We start from the raw sequence: 24,625 nt of genomic DNA on the forward strand, positions 1-24,625 counted from the left end.
AGCAGGACTGCCAGTCCTGCTGTCAAGCCGACTCAAGCGGGAATGCATCCGGCATTCCCGTGTTTGTCGGCGGTGTTCATCATGTTGGCTTTTATTTTGATTAGAGGCTGTTATGCCGTAATGCCGCATCCCAGAGACCCCTGTCACGATTCCCCACAGCGTCCCCATACCAGCCATCCTCTCCTTCACATCCCCCTCTACTCGAACATGGAGAGGACTGCGCTTTTGGGTTTTGCGCCCAAATCTTTTTTTACGACTTTTCCGTCTTTGAATACCATGAGTGTTGGTATGCTCATCACTCCATATTTTTGCGCAATTTCCATCTCTTCATCGATGTTCAGCTTGCACACTTTTGCATCTTCTTTTTCTTCTGCGATTTCTTCTACTACAGGAGCCATCATTTTACATGGGCCGCACCAGTCTGCATAAAAGTCTACCAGTACCGGCTTTTCTGAGTTTACTACCTCCTGCTCGAAATTCTGTGCTGTAAGTTTTATAACTGCCATAATTTGTTTCCTCCTTTAATTTAGATGCTCACTATTTTAGTTGAGTAAGAATTGTTTGCTTTGTTTATATTGTAAGTATAACATGATCTATTATTCTTTCTGTGACATAATCACAAAACAGGCTTCTTATTTATACTTTGCCCAATTTTGCCGCATCCAATACTTCAATGTGGCCGCGTGTAAGTTTTACCAGACCGTCTGTCTGAAATTGTTTTAGCAGCCTGGTCACGACTTCTCTGGCGGTTCCGATATCGCGTGCCAGGGCATCGTGGGTGATTTTGAGGGTATCAGAACCTGCCAGTGAGCGGTGTTCGAGTATTGTATCCGCCAGCCTGGAGGCTACATTGGAGAATACGTACTGGTTAAACAGCCACATGATATCCGAAAATTTTTCAGAAATCATTTCCAGAGTGTAGTCCTTAACCTTCGCGTTCTGCTCGCTGATCTCCCTGTATGCTCCTTTGGGAATTGTACAAATGACAGAACCCTGCTCCAGCTCCATATCCAGTTCGATATCCAGTCCCTTCATCATACATGCCGCGCTCAGGATACTGACGTCTTCATCCACCAGCCTGAACAGCGTAATCTCGCCCCCGCCGGGGGAAGTCACATAGACTCTGGCCTGACCGGATTTGATAATCTGCACACCGGCACATTCCCGTCCTCCATAATGAAGGATTGTGCCTTTCTCATATGTACTTTCTACTACCCGCTGCGCCAGTGCGTCCTGTTCCCTTTTTGTTAAATCATCCCAAAAGGGAAGCGTCCTTTTCAGTAATTCCTTCATAATAAACGGTCCCACCTGTCATATCAAAATTTAGCTGTTTAAAAAATATGTTTGAAAATAATCTCTCTTGATTGCATAATAATTATTTTTATGCTATATTAACAATATAGCAAGAGCAACCGTAAAGGTTGACCTTTGAAAGATTATGTGAGAAATTCCACCCAGTACCTGTCAAAGTAAGAGGGTGGATTTTCTTATGCTAATGGCTCATAAGATAAATAAAGGTCAGCAGTGCAATCAGGAACATTCCAAATTGCATGAGATCCTTAAAATCAAACGGTTTTTTATCCATTTGCACCACCTCCCTTCTATGTAATAAGAACGGGAGGCCAACCACCCTGTTTACGGTTGTTCTTGCAATGATTCTAGCATAAGTCTCATCTCAATATTTATACCTTAATCCAAATATCTTTATATATTATTACATATTTTGCCTTTTAATAATAAACAAAAACTCTTCTTGTAAATTGTTCACTTTCCCCTACAGCATTACTGCACATAAGACGCCACAAATTCCTTCACTTTAGCTGTCACATATCCGCTGCCGCCCTTGCTCTTTACATCTTCTACCATACCGACTGCAAGCACCGGCTTTGCGATATCCTCTGTCGTTCCGCAGACGAACCAGCCTCTTTCTACTCCGTCCGTATCGTCCTGGCTCTCTTTGATTTCCGCAGTACCGGTTTTACCAAGCATCAATACGCCGTCTATTTTTGCGCTTGCTCCCGTGCCGGAAGGATTTTCGATGACCTGGATCAGGTCATTCTTCACCAGTTCAGCCGTCTCCGGCGAAACCACCTTTTCCTTCCATACTTTGCCCTCAGCCTGCTCTTTATACAGAATTGTGGGCTGAAGCATATTTCCGCTGTTCGTAAACATGCTGTACATAGACAGCATATGAACCGGATTCACCAGCAGCTGCCCCTGACCGTAGCCAGTATCCGCAAGCTGGATCTCGGAATCAATATTGTCATCGTCGTCATATGTGGATTCAGAAAGTGTCAGCTCAAACGGCAATTGTTCATCAAATCCCATGTCCTTAAAATACTCACTGATCGTGTCCGCACCTATATCCAGCGCGGCCCTGGCAAAATAAATGTTGTCTGAGTAAACCAGGGCATTTTCCAGATTCACCTCAGAACCATAATCCGTCAGCGTTGTTACGTGATAATCGCCCCAGCTTCCATCCTTCTGCCAGCTTAATCCCACATACCCCATATTGGCATCCGGCTGGATCTTCCCGGATTCCACACCGATAGCGGCTGTTATCGCTTTGAAAGTGGAGCCCGGAACCCATGACGTATTAAATCGATTGGTCAACGGCTTATTTTCATCGTTATTCAGTTCCTCCCAGCGCTTCTCGGACATGCCCATGATAAATTCGTTGGGATCATATCCAGGTGTACTCACCAATGCCAGTATTTCTCCTGTCCTGGGATTCATGGCTGCAGCTGTGCCCGGATCTGATGCAAACTGTTCATACGCTGTTGACTGCAGCCCGGCATCCACTGTTACCTGAACATCCTTCCCATTCTCCGCCGGTTTCAGGGCCAGCGTTTCGATCTCCGTCCCCTCTTCGTTCACGATCACAATGCTGCATCCGTCAACGGCTTTAAGTTCATCCTCCAGGGCCCTTTCCAGGCCTGACTTTCCAATCACACTATTCTCATGATACCCCTTTTGTCCCAAATCTTCAAGTTCTTCCGCAGTCACGGCCTGCACATATCCCGTAAGCTGGCCTGCTGCCGCGCCAAGCGGATATACCCGCTCCTCCTTATCATTAATCATGATTCCCGGTATCTGCAAAAGCTCTTGTTCGGCAGGGTCATTTTTGGCAAGTTCTTTCACCGGTACAAACGAATCGTCCTGCACATAAGAAGCGCTCAGTCTTTCATTGATATTATCCTCAGTCATCCCCAGGATTTCCGCAATTTTCTTCACGGATCCCGCTTTGTCTTCCCCCAGTTTGCCCGGGACGATTCCCACTTCCGATACAATCCCCTGGCCGGCAAGCATCTGGCCGTTCCTGTCCAGTATGGATCCCCGTGCTGCGGTCTGGGTGCTGATCTGCACTTTATAACCATCCTGCAAAGAGGGAAATATCAGAGTAGAGTCCCAGACAATCCGGTAATCCTTCCCCTCTTTTACAAACTGCATCTTATTATCAAATGTAAGTTCATCTGCCAGAGTATCCATTGCAGTTGAGTAAGAAAGCACTGCCTTCTTCTTGCCTTCTTTATAATCAGGCTCTCCCTGAACAGTCACCTTTATGTCTTTTGCCTCTATTCCCTCGTAAATATTCTGGTTCCGCGCCGTAAAATCTTCCTGGGAAATGTCTTTTTTTGTGTCCTCACTCAGCAGCTGATACATCTCTTTATACTTGCCCTCGTTCAGCAGAGAAAAATACTGCCCGGCTGCATCCTGGGGCGTTGTCTTAACCCGAAGAAGCCACCATGCCAAAACCCCAGCCAGTACCAGCAGAACAATTGCTGCCGCCACTGCCAAAATGATCTTCTTGTTCCCCTGTTTTTGCCTTCTTTTCCTGCGCCTGTATGCTTTTCTGTCTGCCAATATCAATTCCCTGCCTTTCTGTGAACCCTTTATGATCCTCTACTGCTTAATGAATACACATCACCTACTTCTTAATATTACATTTGTAATCCTGCCCTGTCAATATCTTTTCAAAGAGGCTTCTTCCTCCTTTGCACCCCTTAGCATAATTTTCTAAATGGGACTGTCCGTAGTTTTTGGTAAGTCATCATATATTATAAAAACAGCAGGATTCCCGGTGCTGTTCCCCTGAAACCCTGCTGTTTATTTTATTACGCTTCATCAATCGCTTTCCCGATATCATGGCGCATGTATTTATTTTCAAATTTTACCCATTCAGTTGCGGCATAGGCGTTGGCCCTTGCCTCTTTGAGATCTTTTCCTTTTGCCGTTATTCCCAGCACGCGTCCGCCGTTAGTAACGATCTTATCTCCGTCGAACTTTGTCCCTGCATGGAAGCAGTAATACCCCTCATGCTTTTTGAACTCTTCCAACCCGGTAACCTCGAATCCCTTGTCATACTGAACCGGATATCCATCCGAAGCCAGCACAACGCATACTGCCGCATTGTCCTCAAACTGAAGATCAATCTGGTCCAATGTACCGTCGATGCAAGCCTCAACTACTTCGATCAGGTCATTCTTCATGCGGGGCAGCACGACCTGGGCTTCCGGATCCCCGAAACGGGCATTGTATTCCAGCACCTTCGGTCCATCCTCCGTCAGCATCAGCCCGAAGAAGATCACGCCTTTGAATGCTCTTCCCTCTGCCGCCATGGCATCTACCGTGGCCTGATAGACATATTTATTACAAAACGCTTCTACTTCCTTTGTGTAAAACGGGCTTGGGGAAAATGTTCCCATGCCGCCGGTATTCAGCCCGGTGTCTCCGTCCCCGGCCCTCTTGTGGTCCTGCGCGGAGGTCATCGTCTTAATGGTCTTTCCGTCAACAAAAGAAAGTACAGATACCTCACGGCCCGTCATGAATTCCTCGATTACCATCTCATTTCCTGCGGAGCCGAACTTCTTATCCAGCATGATGGTCTTCACGCCTTCCTTCGCCTCCTCCAGGGTATTGCAAATCAGAACGCCCTTACCAAGCGCCAGCCCATCCGCCTTCAGGACGATCGGAAACTTTGCTGTTTCCAGATAAGTAAGCGCCTTGTCCGGATCTGTAAAGTTCTCGTAACCTGCTGTCGGTATGTTATATTTCTTCATCAGATCTTTTGAAAATGCTTTGGAGCCTTCCAGAATTGCCGCATTTTTACGCGGCCCGAATGTACGGATTCCAGCGGCTTCCAGTTCATCCACAAGACCGCCCACCAGCGGGTCGTCCATGCCCACGATCACAAGGTCAATCTCTGCCTCCTTCGCAAAAGCTGTCAGCTTGTCAAATTCCATGGCTCCGATATCCACACACTCTGCATACTCCGCAATTCCTGCGTTTCCGGGTGCACAGTACATCTTTTCCACCTTGCTGCTCTTTGCCGCACTTGCCGCAATCGCATGTTCTCTTCCACCGCTTCCTACAATCAATACCTTCATAGCAGCCTCCTCTATTTCGTAATTACTGTTTTTCCGTCCACAACTCTTACTTTATCATTGGCAATCAAATCGATCGCCATGGGCAGGATCTTCCACTCTGCCTGTTCCATCACTCTGCGCTGCAGAACCTCCGGGGTGTCCCCCTGCTCTACTTCTACCGCCTTCTGCAGGATGATCGGCCCCGTATCCGTCCCTTCATCCACAAAATGCACCGTTGCACCGACCACTTTTACGCCGCGCTCCAGGGCCGCTTCATGTACCTTCAGCCCATAATATCCTTTTCCGCAGAAAGCCGGTATCAGAGACGGATGAATGTTGATCATGCGGTTCTTATATTTTGCAGTCATAGCCGGAGGTATCACAACCAGAAATCCGGCCAATACAATCAGGTCGGGCTCATATGAATCCACAGCCTCCAAAAGCTTTGCATTGAACACCTCTCTGGATTCGTAATCTTTTGGGGATATGCAGCAGGCGCTGATCCCATTCGCACGGGCGCGCTCCAGCGCACGGGCATTTTTATTATTGCTGACCACGCCCACGATCTCCGTATTCGATATGGCGCCGCCTTTGACGCCGTCGATCACCGCCTGCAGATTGGTTCCGCCGCCTGACACCAGAACAACGATCTTTAGCATAAGGTAACTCCTTTTTCTCCGGCTTCGATCCTGCCGACTACATACGGATCTTCTCCGGCAGCCTTAATGGCCTCCATAGTCTTATCCACATCTTTCTCGTCCACTGCCATGATCATGCCGAGTCCCATATTAAACGTGTTGTACATCATCTGCTCTTCAATCTCGCCGTCCACGGATAACATATGAAAGATCGGCGGAATCGGATAGCTGTCCTTTCGGATTACCGCACGGGTATCATCCTTGAGCATACGCGGAACATTCTCGTAAAATCCGCCGCCTGTAATATGGCTGCATGCCTTAATGGTTACCCCTGCTTCTTTGATGCTGCGCAGTGCCTTTACATAGATCTTTGTCGGTACAAGGAGCGCTTCTCCCAATGTCTTTCCAAGGCTGTCATAATATGTATCCAGCGCCTCTCTCTTCATGTTAAATACATTTCTCACAAGGGAGAATCCATTGCTGTGAACACCTGAGGATGCCATGCCGATCAGCACGTCCCCGGCCTTCAGGTCTTTGCCTGTAATCAGGTCTTTTTCATCTACAATACCCACTGCAAATCCAGCCAGGTCATACTCATCTACCGGATAGAAGCCCGGCATCTCCGCCGTCTCCCCGCCGATCAGGGCCGCATTGGACTGCTTGCATCCCTCTGCAACACCGCTGACGATGGTTGCAATCTTCTCCGGTTCATTCTTGCCGCATGCAATGTAATCCAGGAAGAATAAGGGCTCCCCTCCCGCACAGGCAATATCATTGACACACATTGCCACGCAGTCAATGCCGACTGTGTCATGTTTATCTAAAATAAAAGCCAGCTTCAGCTTTGTACCTACACCGTCTGTGCCAGATACCAGTGTGGGCTTCACCATATTTTTAAACTTCTCCAGGGAAAATGCGCCTGAGAACCCGCCCAGATTCGTCAGTACCTCTGATCTCATGGTCTCCTGCACATGCTTTTTCATGAGTTCCACTGACTTGTAGCCAGCTTCTATATCAACGCCTGCGTTCTTATAATCCATATTATTTCTCTCCAATCTGCCGCTTCTATTTATTTTCAAGGTATGCTTCGTATCCGATTTCTTCCAGTTTGGCTGCCTTTCCCTGCACAGTCTCCTTCATCTCAACGGAGTATGCTTTCAACTTCTCCAGAAGCGCCTCGTCCGAAGTAGCCAGGATCTTGGCTGCCAGGATTGCTGCATTCATTCCGCCGTCGATTGCCACAGTCGCAACCGGAATTCCCGGCGGCATCTGTACGATTGAAAACAGAGCGTCCTCTCCAGCCAGGTTCTTCCCAGACATCGGCACGCCTACGACCGGCATCGGGAACAGCGCTGCGCACATCCCCGGAAGGTGTGCCGCCATACCTGCTCCTGCAATGATTACCTTTATTCCTTTACCCTCTGCGGCCTTTGCCCACTCGAAAAATACATCCGGCTCGCGGTGTGCTGAGATAATGGTCATCTCGTAATCAATTCCCAGCTTCTCCAGCATACTTGCAGCCTTACTCATAACCTTCAGGTCAGAGTCGCTTCCCATTACTATTCCTACTTTTGGCATGTCTCTTCCACCTTTCTCATTTTGTACGCTTCCGTATCTGTTCCATCCGAGCAGATACGCTCTTTAATTAAAGGGCTCGTTGAGAGCCTCTGTTCCTTCAAGTACGAACCTGCCATCCTTCAATAGTATAATATTATTTCCTTCTTTTGTCACTACACTTATTTCTTCTAACTCTTCATAAGGTATGGTTATATCTGTGTGGCACTGGAAATATGCCTTTGCCACGTCTTCTTTTCTCAGTATAGAGACGGTGTTGTCTTTTGCCACGATTTCCTTGCCGTTTGGATTGTACACCCGGATGTCCTCGCTCCAACTGTAACAGGTGTCCCCAACTGCAAAGTGAGGACCCATTTTTTCTGCAATCAGTATGGGCATTTTGTCTTCAATCCCGTACTTCTTCGCCGCCACATACGCCGTTGTGTTGGTGCCGATTGCGAATTCTCCGAGGGGCAGGGTTTTGTGGTTATGGAGAATATTTTCATAGATATACGTTCTGTTATCTTCCTCTTGCTCAAAGTTCGTGCATGTGTAATCTGTTATCATACCGTCTTTGAATGTAATCTTCAGGTTCGAATACTGCAGTTCATTCAGATAGACGCATCCCACATGCAGGACACCGTTTGTTCCCTCCAGTACCGGTGAGGTAAATACCTCCCCGACCGGAATATTGACATCGGCCACACAGTTCTCGAATAAGGTTTCCTTCTCCGGGTCTGCCAGGCGTCGCAGCTGCACTGTCAGATCCGTCTGGTTCTCTCCTTTTCCAAGAATGCGAACACACTCGCCCTGATCCAGGGCATCAATCATAACCTGCTGGACTTTTTCATAAAGCCCGGCATCCAGTGTGTTGATGCGGATCACTTCATCAAAAATGGCCGCATAATCCTCCCCGATCTCGGGAACCGGATAAGCAATAATGGTAAAACTTCTCTCTTCCCCTTTGATATACTGGTTTGTCATCTGCCCTGACCTGCTGTCAAAGTGAAGGGCCAGGGATCGCTGTGCCTCACTGCAGCTTACGGCCTCCGGCTTCGCCTTTGGAGAAAATGGCTTCTCTCCGAAGATTTCCATCACGGCCGGGCCTGCAAACTGTGCGGCCTGCTCTTTATTCTTTTCATAAGTATTTCTAATGACATCCAGCTTCCGCTCGATGTAGCGCTTGTCCATAAATAATGCCTGATCATGGCGGTGGTCGTATTCATACTGCTTGTTGGCAATGGCCCCGCAGTACCCGATCTTCAGATGCTCCCTCTTGGTTATAACACTGGAGGATGCCCGGTAAATCACCGGCTTAAGCCCCATTTTTGCAAAATTTTCAATGGCAAGCTTCACGACCTTTTCGAATCCGAGAGAATAGCGGATATTGACCACTGATTTTATGGACAGATCCTTTCCGGTGTTGATGAATCCGACACGGTACCCCTCCGTATACACATCCGCCATCTTCCGCAGAGTCTCCTCGGGCAGCCCGTTCAGGTGCCTGGCTGTTCCGAGCTCATTTTCCGTAATATATTCTCCAAAGCGGTACAGATACCTCTCGTCATCCAGATCCGCCCCCATTATGATATCCGCCGCAAAGGAATAACAGGGACAAATCTGCTCCTCAATCCGGTCAGCCAAAAATACGTCACAGTAATCGCTGGCATACCAATAAATCATGTCTTTCAGCGTCTTATATTCCGGCAGTTCCTCAGCTTCAAAACTATTATAGATTTCAATAAACAGTTCATTCTGTATGGTCAGATAATCCAGGCGGTTCTCAAAAACAAAAGGTATTCCGCCCCGCAGCTCTGTGTACAGAAGACTCAATAACTGCCCGTATTCTTCTCCCAGCTTCTTTACCGCATATGCCGGATCCGCATAGCTGTGCCCGTAATTCTCCTCCAGAATATCCGCGTACAGAGTCTGGTTGATATCCTGCATCTGCCTGAGGCTTAAATGCTCCCACTCTCCACTTTCGATCAGCTGCCGGACGTCCTCCAGCTGAAGTAGGAATGCCGCTGTACTTTGAAAAAAGGGCTGGAAAGCCCCACCAACCGATTCTTCCACGGCCATCCTTCTGATCCTGTCTATTGTAAGCTCATGCCGTTCTCCGAACTCACTGTTTCTTTCTGCCTGCCATTCTTTCTCTTCCATATTACATTAGACCTCCTAAAAATATCGCTGCCAGGCCCAGCAGAATTACGATATTTCCCGCCATGCCTGCTTTACAGGTTATATAACGCTTTTCTCGTTCCCGCATTCCTTTTACCGATGCCCGGATTCCAAGCGCCGCCAGCACGATAGAGACAATGCCCATTCCTCCGATCAGCCCGAATGTATTGCCGCGCATGACAAACGCCGCCAGAATGCAGATCAGAAGGATCGCAAGCGCGCTCCCCGCATAGACGCAGGAATAGATCCCCATACGGGAGTGCTTAAACTTGGCCTGCCCGTATTTTCTGGAACCCCGCTTCTTGCGGTTCTTTTCCTTTTCCTTCTGTCTGTCTTTAGTACTTTTTGCCATGCCCATAATGTCTTCTCCTTATCGTATTGCAAATTGAGAACAAAATATATCCCAGCACGCCGCCAATCGTGTTCAGCAGAAGATCATCCACATCAAAGCTGCCTACCTTAGTCAAAAGCTGGAAAACCTCCACGCACAGGCTCAGTCCAAAACTGTAAAACAATGTCATAAAAAAACCTCTGGCCCTGCTTGCCATGGAAATAAAAAACCCGAAAGGCATGAATATAAGAATATTTCCGAATAAATTAGTGAATACCGCGAAGGCTCCCAATTCTTCCCGGTATTCGATGAATCGCTTTATCTCTTTGAATAGTACTAAATTATACTGGTATTCCCTTGAAACACCAGTCCGCCCGTACCAGTCTGAAAAGATCAGAAAATAAAGGAGAAAGAAAATGTAAAGAACAAACAACACTTTCCCCAGGGTACGGATCTTTTTTACTTGTTTCTGGCTCAAAATTTTACCCCTTTAATTTACTGAGTATTCTCGGTTAAAATGTAATCTGATTCTTGTTTTTCAGAAGGCGGGCGCCGTTAATAATAGAAATAATCCCCGCTGCCACTCCTGTCACAATCATAATGATCCCCAGCACGATGCTCCCCACACCTGCGCTTTGCATAGTCTTGTAGGCTTTTTCCATAATGCTACCTCCTTACTTTACGCCATATTGCTCGTAATATGCATCAATTGCTGCTTTTAATGTGTCATCTATGATGATTTTTCCTTTGTAAGGCCTGTTGTACAAGTGCTCTACAACCTCGGCCATCGTCACGATCGCCGTCGTCTCCAGCCCGTATGTTTCCTGAATCTCAGCCAGTGCGCTCTTGCTTCCCTGTCCGCGCTCCATGCGGTCTACTGAAACAACAAGCCCGATTGGGGATACGTCTCCCTGTGCTTTGATAATCGGCAGTGTCTCCTGAATGGAAGTCCCCGCAGTAGTGACATCCTCGATAATCACAACTTTGTCTTTGTCCTGTATCGGGCTGCCAAGCAGGATTCCCTTGTCCCCGTGATCCTTCACTTCTTTTCTGTTTGAGCAGTAGCGGATCTCTTTTCCGTAAAACTCGCTGATAGCCATCGTTGCAGCCACGGTCAGCGGGATTCCTTTGTATGCCGGTCCGAATAATACATCAAAATCAAAGCCAAACTTCTGCTCAATTGCCTTTGCGTAGTATTCACCTAACTTTCTCAGCTGTGTACCTGTGCGGTAAAATCCTGTATTTACAAAAAACGGCGTCTTCCTGCCGCTTTTTGTTACAAAGTCTCCGAATTTCAGAACCTCACAGTCGATCATAAACTCGATAAATTCCTGCTTGTACTGTTCCATATGTTATTAACCTCCGTATTTGCAGGGCTTGCTGCCCTCTTCATGATTTTTTAATCTCAGCCGCATGGTTTTAACTCTGCCGCTCCAGTGTTTTGAAAATTGCTCTGCGTTTTCTCATCGATGCCTTTTTCCTCAAAAGCGGAATAAGTGCAAGTAAATTTCTTTACAATTTTACCACACCTTCCATATATTTTCAATTAAGGAATCAGCGGTACGCAGAAATTAAACAGGAGCAGTTACTGTTCAGACGTTACTTTTTACATCCCAGCCAACATCTAAATCGGGAGTTAGTGACGCGCTTTAGCCGCGGCACGGATGGGGACGCTCCATGAAGGGATCGCCGAAAGCCTCCCGGAGAACATCCATGTCCTTTCGAAAACGCGGCCGCAGGCCTAAGAAATTCTAGGCGGGAAACAGCCTTGAAAATGGAGCACCACTGACACATCACGAGAAATCCGATGATTTCTCGCGCTGGGTCAGCTGATTTTTGGATTCGGAATCCAAAAATCTCTCCATTTTCAGAGCTGTTTCCCAACAAGAATTTCTAAGGTCCGCTTTGAGCGTTTATGAAAGGACATGGATGTTCTCCGGAAGGCTTTCGGCGATCCCTTCATGGAGCTGGTTCATCCGACCGGCAGGAAAAGGCACGTTCCTAAGGAGGGCCTCAAGCGTGGGAAGCTTATGGTATTGAATTGGCGTAACGCTCTTATCCCAGCAAGTTTTATAAAAAGCTTTGGCTTACTTTAAAGTCATTTGCCAATTCAGTTAAAAATATGCTTAATAACTTAGCGCTAATATAAAAGTTCCATCAATTCTGTCCCATCCGCTGCAACCGCACGGAACCCCTCCGGGGAACGAGCTCTGAACTACCGTTTGGACTCACCTTGTCATTTGCGTCCCCCCAAAAATTCAGGCTCTTAACTGCTTCATTCGGGACATGATGCCCGCAGGCTGACCGCCGTCAGTGTCTGTGCATTTTGTATCATATCCATAGGTGTTCCGGTAAATACGACCTCACCGCCGTTTTTTCCTCCATCGGGGCCTATGTCAATGATCCAGTCCGCCTGCTTCATTACATCGAGATTGTGCTCAATGACCACCAGAGTGTTGCCCCGGCATACGATGGTATCAAATAGTTTTAACAGATTCTGGATGTCTGACATATGCAGGCCTGTGGTCGGCTCATCCATTACGATTATACTTCCCTTTTTCCCCAGGTTCTTCGCCAGTTTGATTCTCTGGCGCTCGCCGCCGGACAGTGTGCCAAGCGGCTGTCCTAACTTCAGGTAGGATAATCCCACCTGCTGCATGACTTTTAGGTGCTTCCTGATTCTGGCGTCCTCAAACACTTCCATTGCCTCGGAAGCGGTCAGTCCCAGCAGTTCAACGATATTCTTTCCTTTATAAGTGCAGGCAAGCGCTTCTTCGTTATAGCGCAGTCCGCCGCATGCCTCGCATTCTGTGACAATCGGATCCATATATGCAAGCTCAGTCACAATAACACCTTTGCCGCCGCACACCGGGCAAGCCCCGGCGGAGTTAAAGCTGAACAGACCGTCCGGTTTGCCGTTTTCCTGCGCCAGCAGCTTTCTTATCCGATCAAAAAAGCCGAGAAATGAGGCCGGGGTAGACCGGTTCGTTGCCGTGATCGGCCCCTGGTCTATCATCACGATATCCTTTTCGTACTGCTTCGCAAACACCCGGGAAATCAAGGTGCTCTTGCCCGAACCGGCGACTCCGGTCACAACGGTCATAATCCCCAGCGGTATGTCCACATCCACATGCTTCAGATTATGCAGACAGGCCCCCCGGACCGGCAGGCTTCCCGACTGCCGTCGCGGTTCCTGTTTCACGGGGAGGGAACCAAGCATCGCATCGCCTGTCAGAGTACCGGACTTCAATAAGTCCGGATAACTGCCGGCAAATACAATTTCCCCTCCATGTTGTCCCGCCTGCGGGCCAACATCTATCACATAGTCTGCAATTGATATGACATCCTTGTCATGCTCAACCACAAGAACCGTATTTCCCTTATCACGAAGCTGCTTCAACAGGTTATTCATGCGGTAAACATCGCGCGGATGCATCCCGGCGCTTGGTTCATCAAAAATATAGGTCATTCCGGTCAGACTGCTGCCCATATACCGGACCAGCTTGAGCCGCTGGGCCTCCCCTCCGGACAGGGATGGCGTATCCCGATTCAGATGCAGATAAGGCAGCCCGATCTCTATCATCCTGTCCAGCCCTTCTACAAGCGTCTGAACCAGCAGCCCTACTGTTGAATCCGTGATCTGCGTAAGGACTTCCCGAAGCTGGGTCAGCTCCATCCCACACATATCCGCAATCGAATATCCGTTTATCTTACAACTCAGGGCGGCTTCATTCAACCGTTTGCCGTGGCAATCGGTACACTCCACCTCCGTTACCAGAGTCTGCGCCTTTTCCTGGGTGTGTTTGCTTTTGCTGCTGATGTCCCGGTTTAATAGCGTTTTCGTATATTTGTGGTACAATCCGGTTACTTTCGGATTTTCCGGCTCCCCTTTTCCGTCACGGGAACCATATAGAAGAAGGTTGTACTCCTCCCGGGAATACTCCTTTACAGGCTTGTCAAGATCGAATAGCCCTGACTTTGCATACTGCTTCCAGTACCATGAGCCGGGTGCATATAACGTATCCTTAATGCAGCCTTCCTTCCACGACTTATCAGGGTCAATCATGGCTTCAATATCCACCTTTGTGATCTTTCCCAGGCCGGAACAGGTCTTGCACATTCCGTTGGGGTCATTAAAAGAAAAGTAGGACGCCGTCCCCGCATAGGGCTGTCCGATTCTCGAAAACAACAGCCGCAGGCTGGAATACAGTCCGCTGATCGTTCCCACCGTTGACCGCGCATTCCCGCCCAGGGGAGACTGGTCTACTACCACAGAAGCGGTTAGATTATCAATTCGTTCCACAGCCGGTTTGGGATACTTCGGCAGCCTGGACCTAACAAATGCCGGATAGGTAGCGTTCATCTGCCGCTGCGATTCAGCGGCAATGGTATCGAAAACGATGCTGGATTTCCCCGAACCGGATACTCCGGTAAACACCGTGATTTTTTCTTTTGGGATCGTAAATGTAACATGTTTCAAATTATTTTGAGTAAGCCCATGAACCATGATATCTTCCATATAATTACACCTCTTTTAATCAGATTATAATAGGAAATAATGGGCTTTCCTTAGAGCGTGTACTTGCACACAAATCTACGGTTAAACCACAAAATAAAGTATATCATAATAAAATTAAGATAGCCACCGTCCATTTTTCATCCTGCACTGTATGGGATCTTCAGGATTCCATTGTATTCCCCCTACTCTTCTGTCTCAAAAGTTACTTCTGCGGTGCCTCCTGTTTTCTTACTGCTATTTGCGTTATTTTCCCCGGATACCTCCTGTCCAGTCCCGGAAATGCCCTGCGCCGCTTCTTCCTGTATCAAAACATTTTTATTGTTTTCGCAGGTACGCCCCCCACCACAGTATTCTCAGGTACATCTTTTGTGACCACTGCCCCGGCAGCAATGACCGCGCCGTCACCAATACTGACTCCCGCCAGAACAGTTGCATTTGCCCCTATCCAGACATTTTTACCAATAGAAATGGGCGCTGGTATCAAGTCCGCCCTATATTCCGGATCCAGATTGTGGTTCAGAGTCGCAAGCACCACATTGTGCCCGATCAAGGAGCCGTCGCCGATGGTAATTCCTCCCTGATCCTGGAATTTGCATCCCGCATTAAAAAACACATGTTTCCCGATGGTCAGGTTCTTCCCACAGTCCGTATAAAAGGGCGGAAATAAACAAAAGGATTCCTCTATCGGTTTTCCTGTCAGCTGCTCCATAATCGCCCTGATTTCTTCCGGCGTGTGGTAACTTCCATTTAGTTCCGCCGTCAGGCGCAGAGCTTCCTGTGACAGGCAATGCATCTTCCTGCTGACGTCCGACTTAGCAGGTATATATTTTCCACTGTCCATATATTCTATAAATTCTTTTACGTCTATCATTTTTCAATCTCCATTTTCGTTATAATTTCAGTTAAGCCGGCGTCCCAGACAAAGCCCTGTCACCGGACACTTATTCTGCTTATGCTTCCTTTCCCATCTTTTTTCCTCTCATTTTCTATTTAACAACGGTCTGCCCGAATCTTGAACTTATTATTTATTGTAGAGCACCTCGTATATGTTTTTTCAAGATTGTGAGTATATCGCTGCTATTCACAGGACCGTGTATAGCAGCGATATATCTGCTCTGTGTATAGTATAAATCAGTCGCATGATAATAACAAATACTTATATTTAATCGATATGTATAGTTGAAGGCTATTTATCTTTATGTTAAACTAAACAACTAAACAAACCGAACTACATACAAGACCAATACCTTGCGACCATCGTCAAATGAATAAGTTTTTATTTAGGAGGTCATCATATGGAACTAAGAGTTCTGCAATATTTTCTTGCAATTGCAAGGGAACAAAGTATCGTCCGGGCTGCGCAGTCACTGCATCTTTCGCAGCCAACACTTTCTACCCAGATTAAGAACTTAGAAGAAGAACTTGGTAAGCAATTACTGATACGCGGCACAAAAGGCTCGCGTAAGATAACGCTTACTGAAGAAGGTATGATTTTACGAAAACGTGCCGAAGAGATCTTAGATTTAGTAGCGAAAACAGAAAAAGAGGTTACCTTTACCGATGATATTGTTATGGGTGATATTTATATCGGTACCGGCGAGACAGATGCGGTACGAATTTTAGCGAAAACTGCCAGAGCCTTGCAGAATACGTATCCCGGCATTCACTACCACATTTCCAGCGGCAACTCCACCTTCGTAATGGAACGCCTGGATAAAGGTCTGCTGGACTTCGGCATCATATTTGGGACGGTTGATTTGACGAAATACAATGCTCTCAGATTGCCGGCAAAAGATGTCTGGGGAGTTCTAATGCGAAAAGATTTCCCCCTCGCATCAAAAAGTGCAATATCGCCTCAGGACTTATGGGATAAACCATTGATCATCTCCCAGCAGGAAGACAAAGGCGGAAAACTGCTCCAATGGCTAAAACATCCGGAGTCTGATTTGAACATCGTCGCCACTTATAATCTTATTTTTAATGCCTCCCTGCTTGTAGATGAAGGGCTGGGATATGCCATTGGTTTTGACAAGATCATCAATACTTCCGGAAATAGTAACCTCTGCTTCCGTCCACTAAAGCCCGGGCTGGAGGATGAAATGAATATTATTTGGAAGAAATACCAGATATTTTCTAAGCCTGCCGAGAAATTCATAGCCAAACTGCAGGAACTTTTAAATACGGATGGAATTTGACTATTTTGTATTCAAAGGGGTCTGCCCCTTCTGCAGAGGGTTCTGCTCCCTTTGCAGAAGGGGCAGGCCCCTCCTTTTATTTAACGATTCCCACCATCTCACTAAGGTTCTCGATGTGATATTTTTCCATATACCGTTCAATCCCCTCTACAATTTCCACGGTAGCCGCCGGATTGAAAAAGTTGGCTGTTCCTATGGATACAGCCGCAGCGCCTGCCAGGATGAACTCAATAGCATCCTCATAAGTAGCAATTCCCCCCATTCCGATTACCGGAACTTTTACGGCATTGGCTGCCTGATAGACCATGCGCAGGGCGATGGGCTTTATCGCAGGCCCCGATACGCCCCCGGTTTTATTGGCAAGGGCAAATGCCTGTTTATCGATGTCGATCTTCATACCTGTCAGCGTATTGATCAGGGAGAGTACATCCGCCCCGCCTGCCTCTGCCGCTTTTGCCGTCTCTGTGATGTCTGTCACATTCGGGCTCAGTTTCATAATAACAGGCTGCCTGGCACGTTTTTTCACTTCTCTCGTAATGTCCTCGACAGCTTTTGGATTCTGTCCGAAGGCAATACCTCCCGCTTTTACGTTCGGGCAGGAAATATTGATTTCCAGAAGATCTACCGGCTCATCTGCCAGCCGCTCCACAACTTCACAATATTCTTCCGTTGTCTTTCCGCATACATTTACAATAATCTTAGTGTCAAACTTCTTTAAAAACGGAATGTCCCGCTCGCAGAAGACATCAATCCCCGGGTTTTGAAGTCCGATTGCGTTCATCATGCCCCCATGCGTCTCTGCGATTCTGGGCGTTGGATTTCCCGGCCACGGTACGTTTGCCACGCCCTTTGTTACCACCGCGCCGAGGCGGTTCAGATCTACAAACTCGCTGTACTCTTCCCCCGAACCGAAAGTCCCGGAAGCCGTCATGACCGGATTCTTCAATTCCACACCGGCAAGGTTCACTGTTGTATTCATTAGATTTCCACCTCCGTCGATAAGAATACCGGCCCATCTTTGCAGACACGCTTATTGTGTACATGGCTGTGGCCATCGATCTCTTTTGACTGACATACGCATGCCAGGCACGCCCCGATTCCGCAGGCCATACGCTCCTCCATAGATACATAGCATACGATATTATTTTCTTCGGCATACTGCTTGATTGCCCGGAGCATGGGGGACGGTCCGCATGCGTATATAATCTCCGCAGCAAGCGCATTTTCGGCAATGGCATCCATGACATTTCCCTTTGTTCCCGCACTTCCATCCTCTGTGGCAATATACAGGCGGCCCTGATGTTTGAATTCCTCTGTCAGAAACTGCTCGTCACGGTATCCCATGACCATCACCTTTTCACCAGGCATCTGCTTTGCCAGCTCCAGCATGGGCGGCACACCGATACCGCCTCCGATTAAGACGGCTTTTCTGCCCGCCGCTTCATTGACAGGAAAACCATTTCCCAGAGGACCCAGAATATCAATCCGGTCTCCCTCCGATAGTTTAGAGAACTGTTGTGTCCCTGTACCATCTCCGGTTACACGGTATACAACACGGATCTGATTCTTCTCTTTCTCTATCTCACACAGGCTGATGGGGCGGGGCAGCAGCTTGCTCCCGTCCTTTGTATACATAGAAATAAACTGACCAGGCACTGCCAGAGTCGCAATCTTTTCTGTCTGTATCCACATACTGTAGATATCTGCGGCGATACACTGCTGAGATACAATCAGGGCCGATTCCTTTTGTTTATTAGACATTCTTTTACTCCTTTTCCGTAGCAGCTCAGACAGGACTGAACTGTTACCCTTTTATGGACAGCACCCATTATTTCAGGGCCTGTCACTTTTGTATTACTTCCATATCTTTCTGCCTATCTGCCTTGTAAAGCTCCCTGAATATCTGCTGTCATCGCTTCTACCGCAGCCCTTGACGCATCCCCAAAGTTTTCTGCGCCATATGCCGCATAGGCCTCCTGCTTATATGCTGCGATAATACCGCGGGAAGAGTTCACAATTGCGCCCAGCCCGTCCTCATTAAAGAAGTGAACCAGATCCTTGCCCTGCCCTCCCTGAGCACCGTATCCCGGCACCAGGATATAGGCTTTCGGCATCACTTTACGGAGCACTTTTCCCATCTCCGGATAAGTAGCGCCCACTACCGCACCGATATAGCTGTATTCTCCGCCCATGCACTGTGCGCCCCACTCGGCAACTTTTTCACCGACCAGCTCGTAAAGCGGCCTGCCGTCAATCAACTGATCCTGGAACTCACCGCTGGACGGATTGGAAGTTTTCACGAGAATAAACAGGCCCTTTTTCTCAGCCTTACATATGTCTATAAAGGGGTTCACGCCATCGGAGCCAAGGTAGGGATTCACGGTCGCAAAGTCCTCATCAAAGGGCAGATATTCCCTGCTTCCCACCTTCACTTTTCCAAGGTGACCCACGGCATAGGCTGCAGAAGTAGAGCCAATATCGCCCCGTTTAATATCCCCGATCACGACCAGGTCTTTTTCCTTACAGTAATCGACCGTCTTCTTAAAAGCCATCAGTCCCGGAACGCCAAACTGCTCATACATCGCAATCTGAGGCTTCACAGCCGGAATCAGGTCATACGTCTTGTCCACTATCTCCTTATTAAACTGCCAGATCGCCTCCGCAGCCCCTTCCAGAGTCTCACCAAACTCCTCAAAAGCACGCTTCTGGATATGTTCCGGAATGTAGTTCAACATGGGATCCAGTCCGACCACGATCGGAGCGCCCGTCTTCTTAATCTTACTTACCAGCTTGTTAATCATGAAAAAACCTCCTCAATTATCTGAATGTTCTGAAAAATCGCCTTTTCTTTCGTTTTAAGTTGGCTTGAACAACCTCATTATTATAACGGAAAGGTGATTTTTTTGTATAACAAACACCTCGCACCCGCATAGCGGGTGGTTAATATTTCGTTACTGTTCGGACCGTGCCGTGCACCTCGCTGCACGGCATCGGGCCGATGAAGTGATGGTCTCGGGGCATCTGCCCCTCGCCGTAGGCGACTTTAAATGGGCAGATGCCGTTACTGTGCACGCCCGTAGGGTGTGAACAGTAACAATATTCCACATGCTTTGCGTGCTCAACAGGATCACGCCTCCGTTTTTTATCTGGTATATACAATTCGTCCATCAACGATGGTACAACATACCTCTCCCTTGACCGGATATCCATCAAACGGGGTGTTCTTCCCCTTAGAAAGAAACGTATTTTTATCGATTCTGTATTCTGCAGAAGGATCAAAGATGACAATGTCTGCGGTCTTTCCCTCAGACACAGAGCCTTTGTCCTCCAGGCCCAGTATCCGGGCCGGATTATAACTCATCTTCTCGACCATCTGCATGATTGTCAGAACGCCCTTTTCGACCAGCTCTGTGTATGTCAGGCAGGCGGATGTCTCCAATCCGACGATCCCGAATGCGGCTTTTTCCATGGGGAGATTTTTCTCTTTTTCCGCATGGGGTGCGTGATCGGTAGAAATCACATCCATGATGCCGCTTTTCAGCCCTTCTCTCAGAGCTTCTACATCCTCCGGTGCACGCAGCGGCGGATTCATCTTATATTGTCCGTGATTCTCGCGGATGTCTTCTGTAGACAGAATAAAATGATGCGGGCATACTTCCCCTGTTACCGGCAGCCCGTCTTTTTTGGCCGCGGCTATCATTCTGACGCTGTCCGCCGTGGAACAATGGCAGAGGTGCAGGCGCACTCCTGTTTCCTTCGCCAGAAGAATGTCTCGGGCTACGATGACATCTTCAACGGCATTCGTAATTCCCTTCACTCCAAGTGAATCCGCCTTGGACCCGGCATTCATAACGCCGCCTTCTACCATCGTAATGTCTTCGCAATGTGCAAAAACAGATATATTATTTTCTTTGGCCAGTTTCATCCCTTTTCGGTACAAAGAGACATTCATGACCGACCTGCCGTCCTCACTGATCGCATGGCATCCGGCCTCCGCCATTCCTTTGATATCCGCCAGTTCCTTTCCGGCTTCTCCTTTTGTAACAGCCCCAAGCTGGATCACATGAACCGGAGATTCTTTTGCAGCTCTTTGATGTACGTCTGCAACCATCTCTTTTGTGTCCGCTATGGGCTTTGTATTCGGCATCGCGCACACCGTGGTCACTCCGCCCCTGGCCGCTGCCCGGCCGCCTGTCTCCAGTGTTTCTTTATGGGTCAGCCCGGGATCGCGCAGATGCACATGCAGGTCTATGAAGCCAGGCATGACGTAACAGCCTGATGCATCAATCGTCTGATCCGCAGTGTCCCGGATATCTTTTGCAACTTTCACGATCTTGTCACCTTCTGTCAGAACATCACTGATACCGTCCAGTCCTGTCAGAGGATCTAATACATGTCCGTTTTGAATCAAAAGTTTCATATAGTCTTGTCCTTCCTATCAATAATTGCTGCAATACTGCATACGGATTTATAATACCACAAACGGCGCAGAGAGTACAATCCTTGTCTACACATGGAACTTTTTATGCATCTCTTCCCGGAATTCTTTTCCTTTAAATATAACAAGGGCCGCCAGAAACAAAAAGCACGCCACCACACAGATGGAACACACAAGCTGGAACTTCACCACGCCAGTCAGCAGCAGAATCAGCGGGAGCAGTACCCCGTACCCGGCTGCCATCACAAAATAGATCATATATTCTCTTGCCGTGTTCCTCTGCACCTTTGTAATAATAAACATAGAAAGCAGTATCACCATACAGACAGCCGGAAGCACATAATCCACAGACCATCCGTGCCAGCCCGTAAAAACGTCCCACAAAATACAGCCCACCGAAACGATAATCAGCTGCCACATAGCATTCTTCATCAGGTTATACCGCTTCACAAAACCAATCGCCAGAGCCAGCCACATACTGGCAATTCCGGCCGCCGTAAAAATAGGCCAGCGGATATCCGGATGAAAATTAAAATCAGCGGCCACAAAGCCTACCGCTGCTGCCAGACACACGAAAGAGAAAAAGCGGAAAACCTTCAGCTCCATCTTTCCCGGCGCGTCTGGCTGCGGAAATTCCGGCTCAATCTTCTCCACAGTAATTCCCTGTTCCTTTAGTATGCGGTAAAAGTTCCTCTGAATATTCAAGGTATCGAACCTGGATGTAAATCCAAGGGAAAGCTTGTCTCCAAAAGAGCACATACATAACTCCAGCTTAGGTGTACTTGTATATACTCCGAAGCGGTCTATATAAGGCTCATACTCCCCTGGCATCCTGACTGCACTCATATTGGAAAAAATAGCCGTCACATCCCGCTCCGCATATCTGGCCCCGGCCCGGATGCCCAGATTCTTTAGTTCCAGAGGCGCCAGCCTGAGAATCGGATGCATCTCCAGTGCGATCAGCTCATTCATATGCTCCGCCACACGCTCCGTCGTAAGCTCCTCTGCAAAATATTCCTTTACATGCTGCAGTACAGCTTCAAAACTTCCCTCTCCTGTTCCAAAATGATATCCCGGTTCAATCCAGTTAAAGAAATTCAGCATGGAATCAGAAAGGAAAAACTTCCGCAGATTTACAGGCACCATCAATACAACCGGATGGTTCTCCTGCTGTTTCGACATTTCCTGGTGAATTGCCATCAGAAATACACTTGTCAGAAATACGGTCATCGATACCCCGAGTTCTCTCGAACGTCCAAGCACCTCTTTCACCGAGACCACCGCCTCATTCACCTGGAGCCGACCGATTTCCTTCCTGGGTTTCTTCAGCTGATGCGCTTTTGGTTTTTTTACCTTCTTCTTTTTTACTTCTGTATAATACTGTGAAAAGCTGTCGCTCTCCTGATCCTGGATCGTGACGTTCTCATCTAAAAGAGGAACATCCGCAAGCCCCTCCTCTTTGTGGGTTATATACAAATAATTCTTCACAAGCTCTTTTAAGAATTCTGTAGCGCCCGTCCCGTCTGTCAGCGCATGAAACACTTCAAAATTAATCCTGCGTCCATAGTAGGTCACTTCAAACAACAGCGATTTTTTATCCCGCACATACAGGCAGCTGCACGGTTCCTTGTACTCTTCACGCACTACAGGCCTGAGCCTGCTCTTTTCCAGGTAATGCCAGAACAGCCCCTTGCGCATAACTGATAAAAATACGGGATACGTAACAACCGTTCTGTCCAGCGCCTCCTGAAGCCGCTCCCCGTTTATCTCCTCCTTCAAAACACAATAGAACCGGAACACCCTGGTGTCCTTTTTATTACTCGTAGCTGAAAATAATTTTGCCGCATTATCCAGCTTTCTCCAATACGCCCGTTTCTGCTGCACACTTTACACCCCCTGAGCTGGTTCATATCCCAAAAATTCATTAATCCGGTCAAAGCTCTCCTGCACATGAAAGTTTTTGATGCCCAGGGCAAAATAGCCGTGCAGGGCATCCTTGATCCTGCAGATCTCCACCTTGTTGCCGGCCGCCTTCAGCTTCTCCCCATATGCCTCCCCCTCATCTCTCAGGGGATCATATTCGGCCGTAATTACAAGCGTATCCGGCTGATTTGTCAAGTCTTCCGCCAGTATCGGTGCAAAGTAAGGATTTCTTTTGTCCTCCTCGCATGAAGCATAAAGTTCAATATAATCCCGCATCTTTCCCGCTGTAAGCAGATAATCCGTCCCGTTCTCCCGCACGGACTCAAATGGCGAATTCTCTGTATAGTCGCTGTTGACTGCCGGATAGATCAGCACCTGGCGCCTGGGAAGGAATTCGCCCCTGTCCCTCGCCAGAAGAGACAGCGCCGCCGCCAGATTCCCCCCGGCACTGTCCCCGATCAGTGTAATATCATCCGGGTTTACATTCAGAATAAACTGTTTCATAAATACAGCCCTTGCCGCCGCATAACAGTCCTCCAGACCAATCGGAAACTTATTCTCCGGAGCCAGCCTGTAATCCACAGAGACCACAACATGCTCCGTGGCATTCGCAAGCCTGGCGCAGATACGGTCATAATTATCCACACTCTCTGTCACCCAGCCGCCGCCGTGGATAAGCAGCATCACCTTATGCAGTATGGGGCCTGTATTCTTAAAGGCCTTTTCATTTGGGAAAAATATCCTCGTCGGCACCTCGTACCCGTCATTATAAATCTTATAGTCAATCTTCTTATAAAAAATCTTCATCGGATCCAGCCTTTTCAGATCCGCCAGATGCCGTGAAGCCTCCACTTCAATTCCATCAAAAGAAAGCGCCTTTAGTATCATTCTTGCCGTATTATTAATTGCCATTCATCTCTCCTATCGTACCCGGCTGAAACTGCAGGAAATTCTGCAGCTGCCTGAGGCATCCTTTGTTTTCTATTATTATAAGTGAAGACTGGAAGAATCACAATAGTATTTGTGAATGCACTATGGGAACCGCTCCTAAGCCGTTACGCTTCACACCCCAGCCAACATCTAAATCGGGAGTTAGTTAACGAGCTTTAGACTCGTTGACGAATGGCGGACTCACCTCGTCATTCGCTGTTGCATCCAAACGGTAGTTAAGAGCTCATTCCCCAGAGGGGCTCTCGTACGGTAGCAACGGATGGAACAGAATTGGTGATTCGTTTATATAAGTGTAAGTGTTAGATCGCCTTGTTACCCGTAAATATACTGGATTTAATGGGGACATAAAAGTCCCGCCAATTCAATACCATACGCTGCCCCCGTTTGAGGCTCCTCCTTAGAAACGAGCCTTTACCTGCCGGTTGGATGCGCCAGCTCCATGAAGGGATAGCTGAAAGCCTCCCGGAGAACATCCATGTCCTTTCAAAAACGCTCAAAGCGAACCTTAGAAATTCTTGGTGGGAAACAGCCC

22 protein-coding genes are annotated in these 24,625 nt (G+C 47.9%); 1 reads left to right on the plus strand and 21 read right to left on the minus strand.

Going from position 1 to position 24,625, the window contains the following annotated elements; translation table 11 throughout:
* Positions 1–197: 197 nt before the first annotated feature.
* The 14 genes from trxA to ARB69_RS02895 form a co-directional block, all read right to left on the minus strand.
* Positions 198–506, minus strand: a complete 309-nt coding sequence (gene trxA, locus ARB69_RS02830) for a thioredoxin (protein ID WP_025654999.1) — start codon at positions 504–506, stop codon at positions 198–200.
* 130 nt (positions 507–636) lie between these two features.
* Positions 637–1,293: a Crp/Fnr family transcriptional regulator gene (locus tag ARB69_RS02835; RefSeq protein ID WP_055150856.1), complete on the minus strand. Its 657-nt coding sequence runs from the start codon at positions 1,291–1,293 to the stop codon at positions 637–639.
* Positions 1,294–1,782: 489 nt separating this feature from the next.
* Entirely contained in the window at positions 1,783–3,864 is a 2,082-nt protein-coding gene (locus ARB69_RS02840) for a penicillin-binding transpeptidase domain-containing protein (RefSeq protein WP_070102302.1), read from the minus strand.
* Between the two features lie 251 nt (positions 3,865–4,115).
* On the minus strand, positions 4,116–5,387 hold the full coding sequence (gene purD, locus ARB69_RS02845; RefSeq protein WP_055150859.1) for a phosphoribosylamine--glycine ligase: 1,272 nt from the start codon (positions 5,385–5,387) through the stop codon (positions 4,116–4,118).
* An 11-nt stretch (positions 5,388–5,398) separates the two neighbouring features.
* Positions 5,399–6,025: a phosphoribosylglycinamide formyltransferase gene (purN, locus tag ARB69_RS02850; RefSeq protein WP_055150862.1), complete on the minus strand. Its 627-nt coding sequence runs from the start codon at positions 6,023–6,025 to the stop codon at positions 5,399–5,401.
* The gene (gene purM / locus ARB69_RS02855) at positions 6,019–7,044 is read right to left on the minus strand and encodes a phosphoribosylformylglycinamidine cyclo-ligase (protein WP_025654994.1); all 1,026 of its coding nucleotides are present in this window, start codon (positions 7,042–7,044) and stop codon (positions 6,019–6,021) included. Before purM ends, purN begins: the two co-directional genes overlap by 7 nt.
* A gap of 25 nt (positions 7,045–7,069) precedes the next feature.
* The gene (gene purE, locus ARB69_RS02860) at positions 7,070–7,582 is read right to left on the minus strand and encodes a 5-(carboxyamino)imidazole ribonucleotide mutase (RefSeq protein ID WP_055150865.1); all 513 of its coding nucleotides are present in this window, start codon (positions 7,580–7,582) and stop codon (positions 7,070–7,072) included.
* A gap of 63 nt (positions 7,583–7,645) precedes the next feature.
* Complete coding sequence (locus ARB69_RS02865) at positions 7,646–9,718, minus strand: aminopeptidase (protein WP_055150868.1); 2,073 nt, start codon at positions 9,716–9,718, stop codon at positions 7,646–7,648.
* A gap of 1 nt (position 9,719) precedes the next feature.
* Positions 9,720–10,094 (minus strand): DUF6142 family protein, encoded by a 375-nt coding sequence (locus ARB69_RS02870; RefSeq protein WP_055150871.1) that lies wholly within the window; start codon positions 10,092–10,094, stop codon positions 9,720–9,722.
* Positions 10,072–10,545, minus strand: coding sequence for a VanZ family protein (locus ARB69_RS02875; RefSeq protein WP_025654990.1), 474 nt, complete (start codon positions 10,543–10,545; stop codon positions 10,072–10,074). Before ARB69_RS02875 ends, ARB69_RS02870 begins: the two co-directional genes overlap by 23 nt.
* Positions 10,546–10,579: 34 nt before the next feature.
* A complete protein-coding gene (locus ARB69_RS27070; protein ID WP_025654989.1) occupies positions 10,580–10,729 on the minus strand; it encodes a hypothetical protein in 150 nt (49 codons plus the stop codon).
* A gap of 12 nt (positions 10,730–10,741) precedes the next feature.
* Positions 10,742–11,416 carry an orotate phosphoribosyltransferase gene (gene pyrE / locus ARB69_RS02885; protein WP_055150874.1) on the minus strand — a complete coding sequence of 225 codons (675 nt, stop codon included), beginning with the start codon at positions 11,414–11,416 and terminating at the stop codon, positions 10,742–10,744.
* A gap of 926 nt (positions 11,417–12,342) precedes the next feature.
* Positions 12,343–14,586: an ATP-binding cassette domain-containing protein gene (locus tag ARB69_RS02890; protein ID WP_050641593.1), complete on the minus strand. Its 2,244-nt coding sequence runs from the start codon at positions 14,584–14,586 to the stop codon at positions 12,343–12,345.
* Between the two features lie 304 nt (positions 14,587–14,890).
* Positions 14,891–15,457 (minus strand): sugar O-acetyltransferase, encoded by a 567-nt coding sequence (locus ARB69_RS02895; protein WP_055150877.1) that lies wholly within the window; start codon positions 15,455–15,457, stop codon positions 14,891–14,893.
* A gap of 424 nt (positions 15,458–15,881) precedes the next feature.
* Between ARB69_RS02895 and ARB69_RS02900 the strand changes: the two genes are divergently transcribed.
* The gene (locus ARB69_RS02900) at positions 15,882–16,781 is read left to right on the plus strand and encodes a LysR family transcriptional regulator (protein ID WP_055150880.1); all 900 of its coding nucleotides are present in this window, start codon (positions 15,882–15,884) and stop codon (positions 16,779–16,781) included.
* Positions 16,782–16,857: 76 nt separating this feature from the next.
* On the opposite strand, the gene ARB69_RS02905 is transcribed toward ARB69_RS02900, so the two are convergent.
* The 7 genes from ARB69_RS02905 to ARB69_RS27460 all read right to left on the minus strand — a co-directional run.
* Complete coding sequence (locus ARB69_RS02905; RefSeq protein WP_050641596.1) at positions 16,858–17,760, minus strand: dihydroorotate dehydrogenase; 903 nt, start codon at positions 17,758–17,760, stop codon at positions 16,858–16,860.
* Positions 17,760–18,542, minus strand: coding sequence for a dihydroorotate dehydrogenase electron transfer subunit (locus ARB69_RS02910; RefSeq protein WP_055150883.1), 783 nt, complete (start codon positions 18,540–18,542; stop codon positions 17,760–17,762). The genes ARB69_RS02905 and ARB69_RS02910 overlap by 1 nt, the downstream gene beginning before the upstream one ends.
* Before the next feature lie 113 nt (positions 18,543–18,655).
* Positions 18,656–19,582, minus strand: coding sequence for an orotidine-5'-phosphate decarboxylase (pyrF, locus tag ARB69_RS02915; RefSeq protein WP_055150886.1), 927 nt, complete (start codon positions 19,580–19,582; stop codon positions 18,656–18,658).
* A gap of 341 nt (positions 19,583–19,923) precedes the next feature.
* Complete coding sequence (locus tag ARB69_RS02920; protein WP_055150889.1) at positions 19,924–21,201, minus strand: dihydroorotase; 1,278 nt, start codon at positions 21,199–21,201, stop codon at positions 19,924–19,926.
* A gap of 87 nt (positions 21,202–21,288) precedes the next feature.
* Positions 21,289–23,103 carry a DUF6320 domain-containing protein gene (locus ARB69_RS02925; RefSeq protein ID WP_055150892.1) on the minus strand — a complete coding sequence of 605 codons (1,815 nt, stop codon included), beginning with the start codon at positions 23,101–23,103 and terminating at the stop codon, positions 21,289–21,291.
* Between the two features lie 3 nt (positions 23,104–23,106).
* The gene (locus tag ARB69_RS02930) at positions 23,107–24,054 is read right to left on the minus strand and encodes an alpha/beta hydrolase (protein ID WP_055150895.1); all 948 of its coding nucleotides are present in this window, start codon (positions 24,052–24,054) and stop codon (positions 23,107–23,109) included.
* Between the two features lie 338 nt (positions 24,055–24,392).
* Positions 24,393–24,625 (minus strand): hypothetical protein (locus tag ARB69_RS27460; RefSeq protein ID WP_207643110.1); only part of this gene is annotated, 233 nt, incomplete at its 5' end.

Source organism: Faecalicatena contorta, assembly GCF_001404335.1.
GTDB classification, from domain to species: Bacteria; Bacillota; Clostridia; order Lachnospirales; family Lachnospiraceae; genus Faecalicatena; species Faecalicatena contortus_B.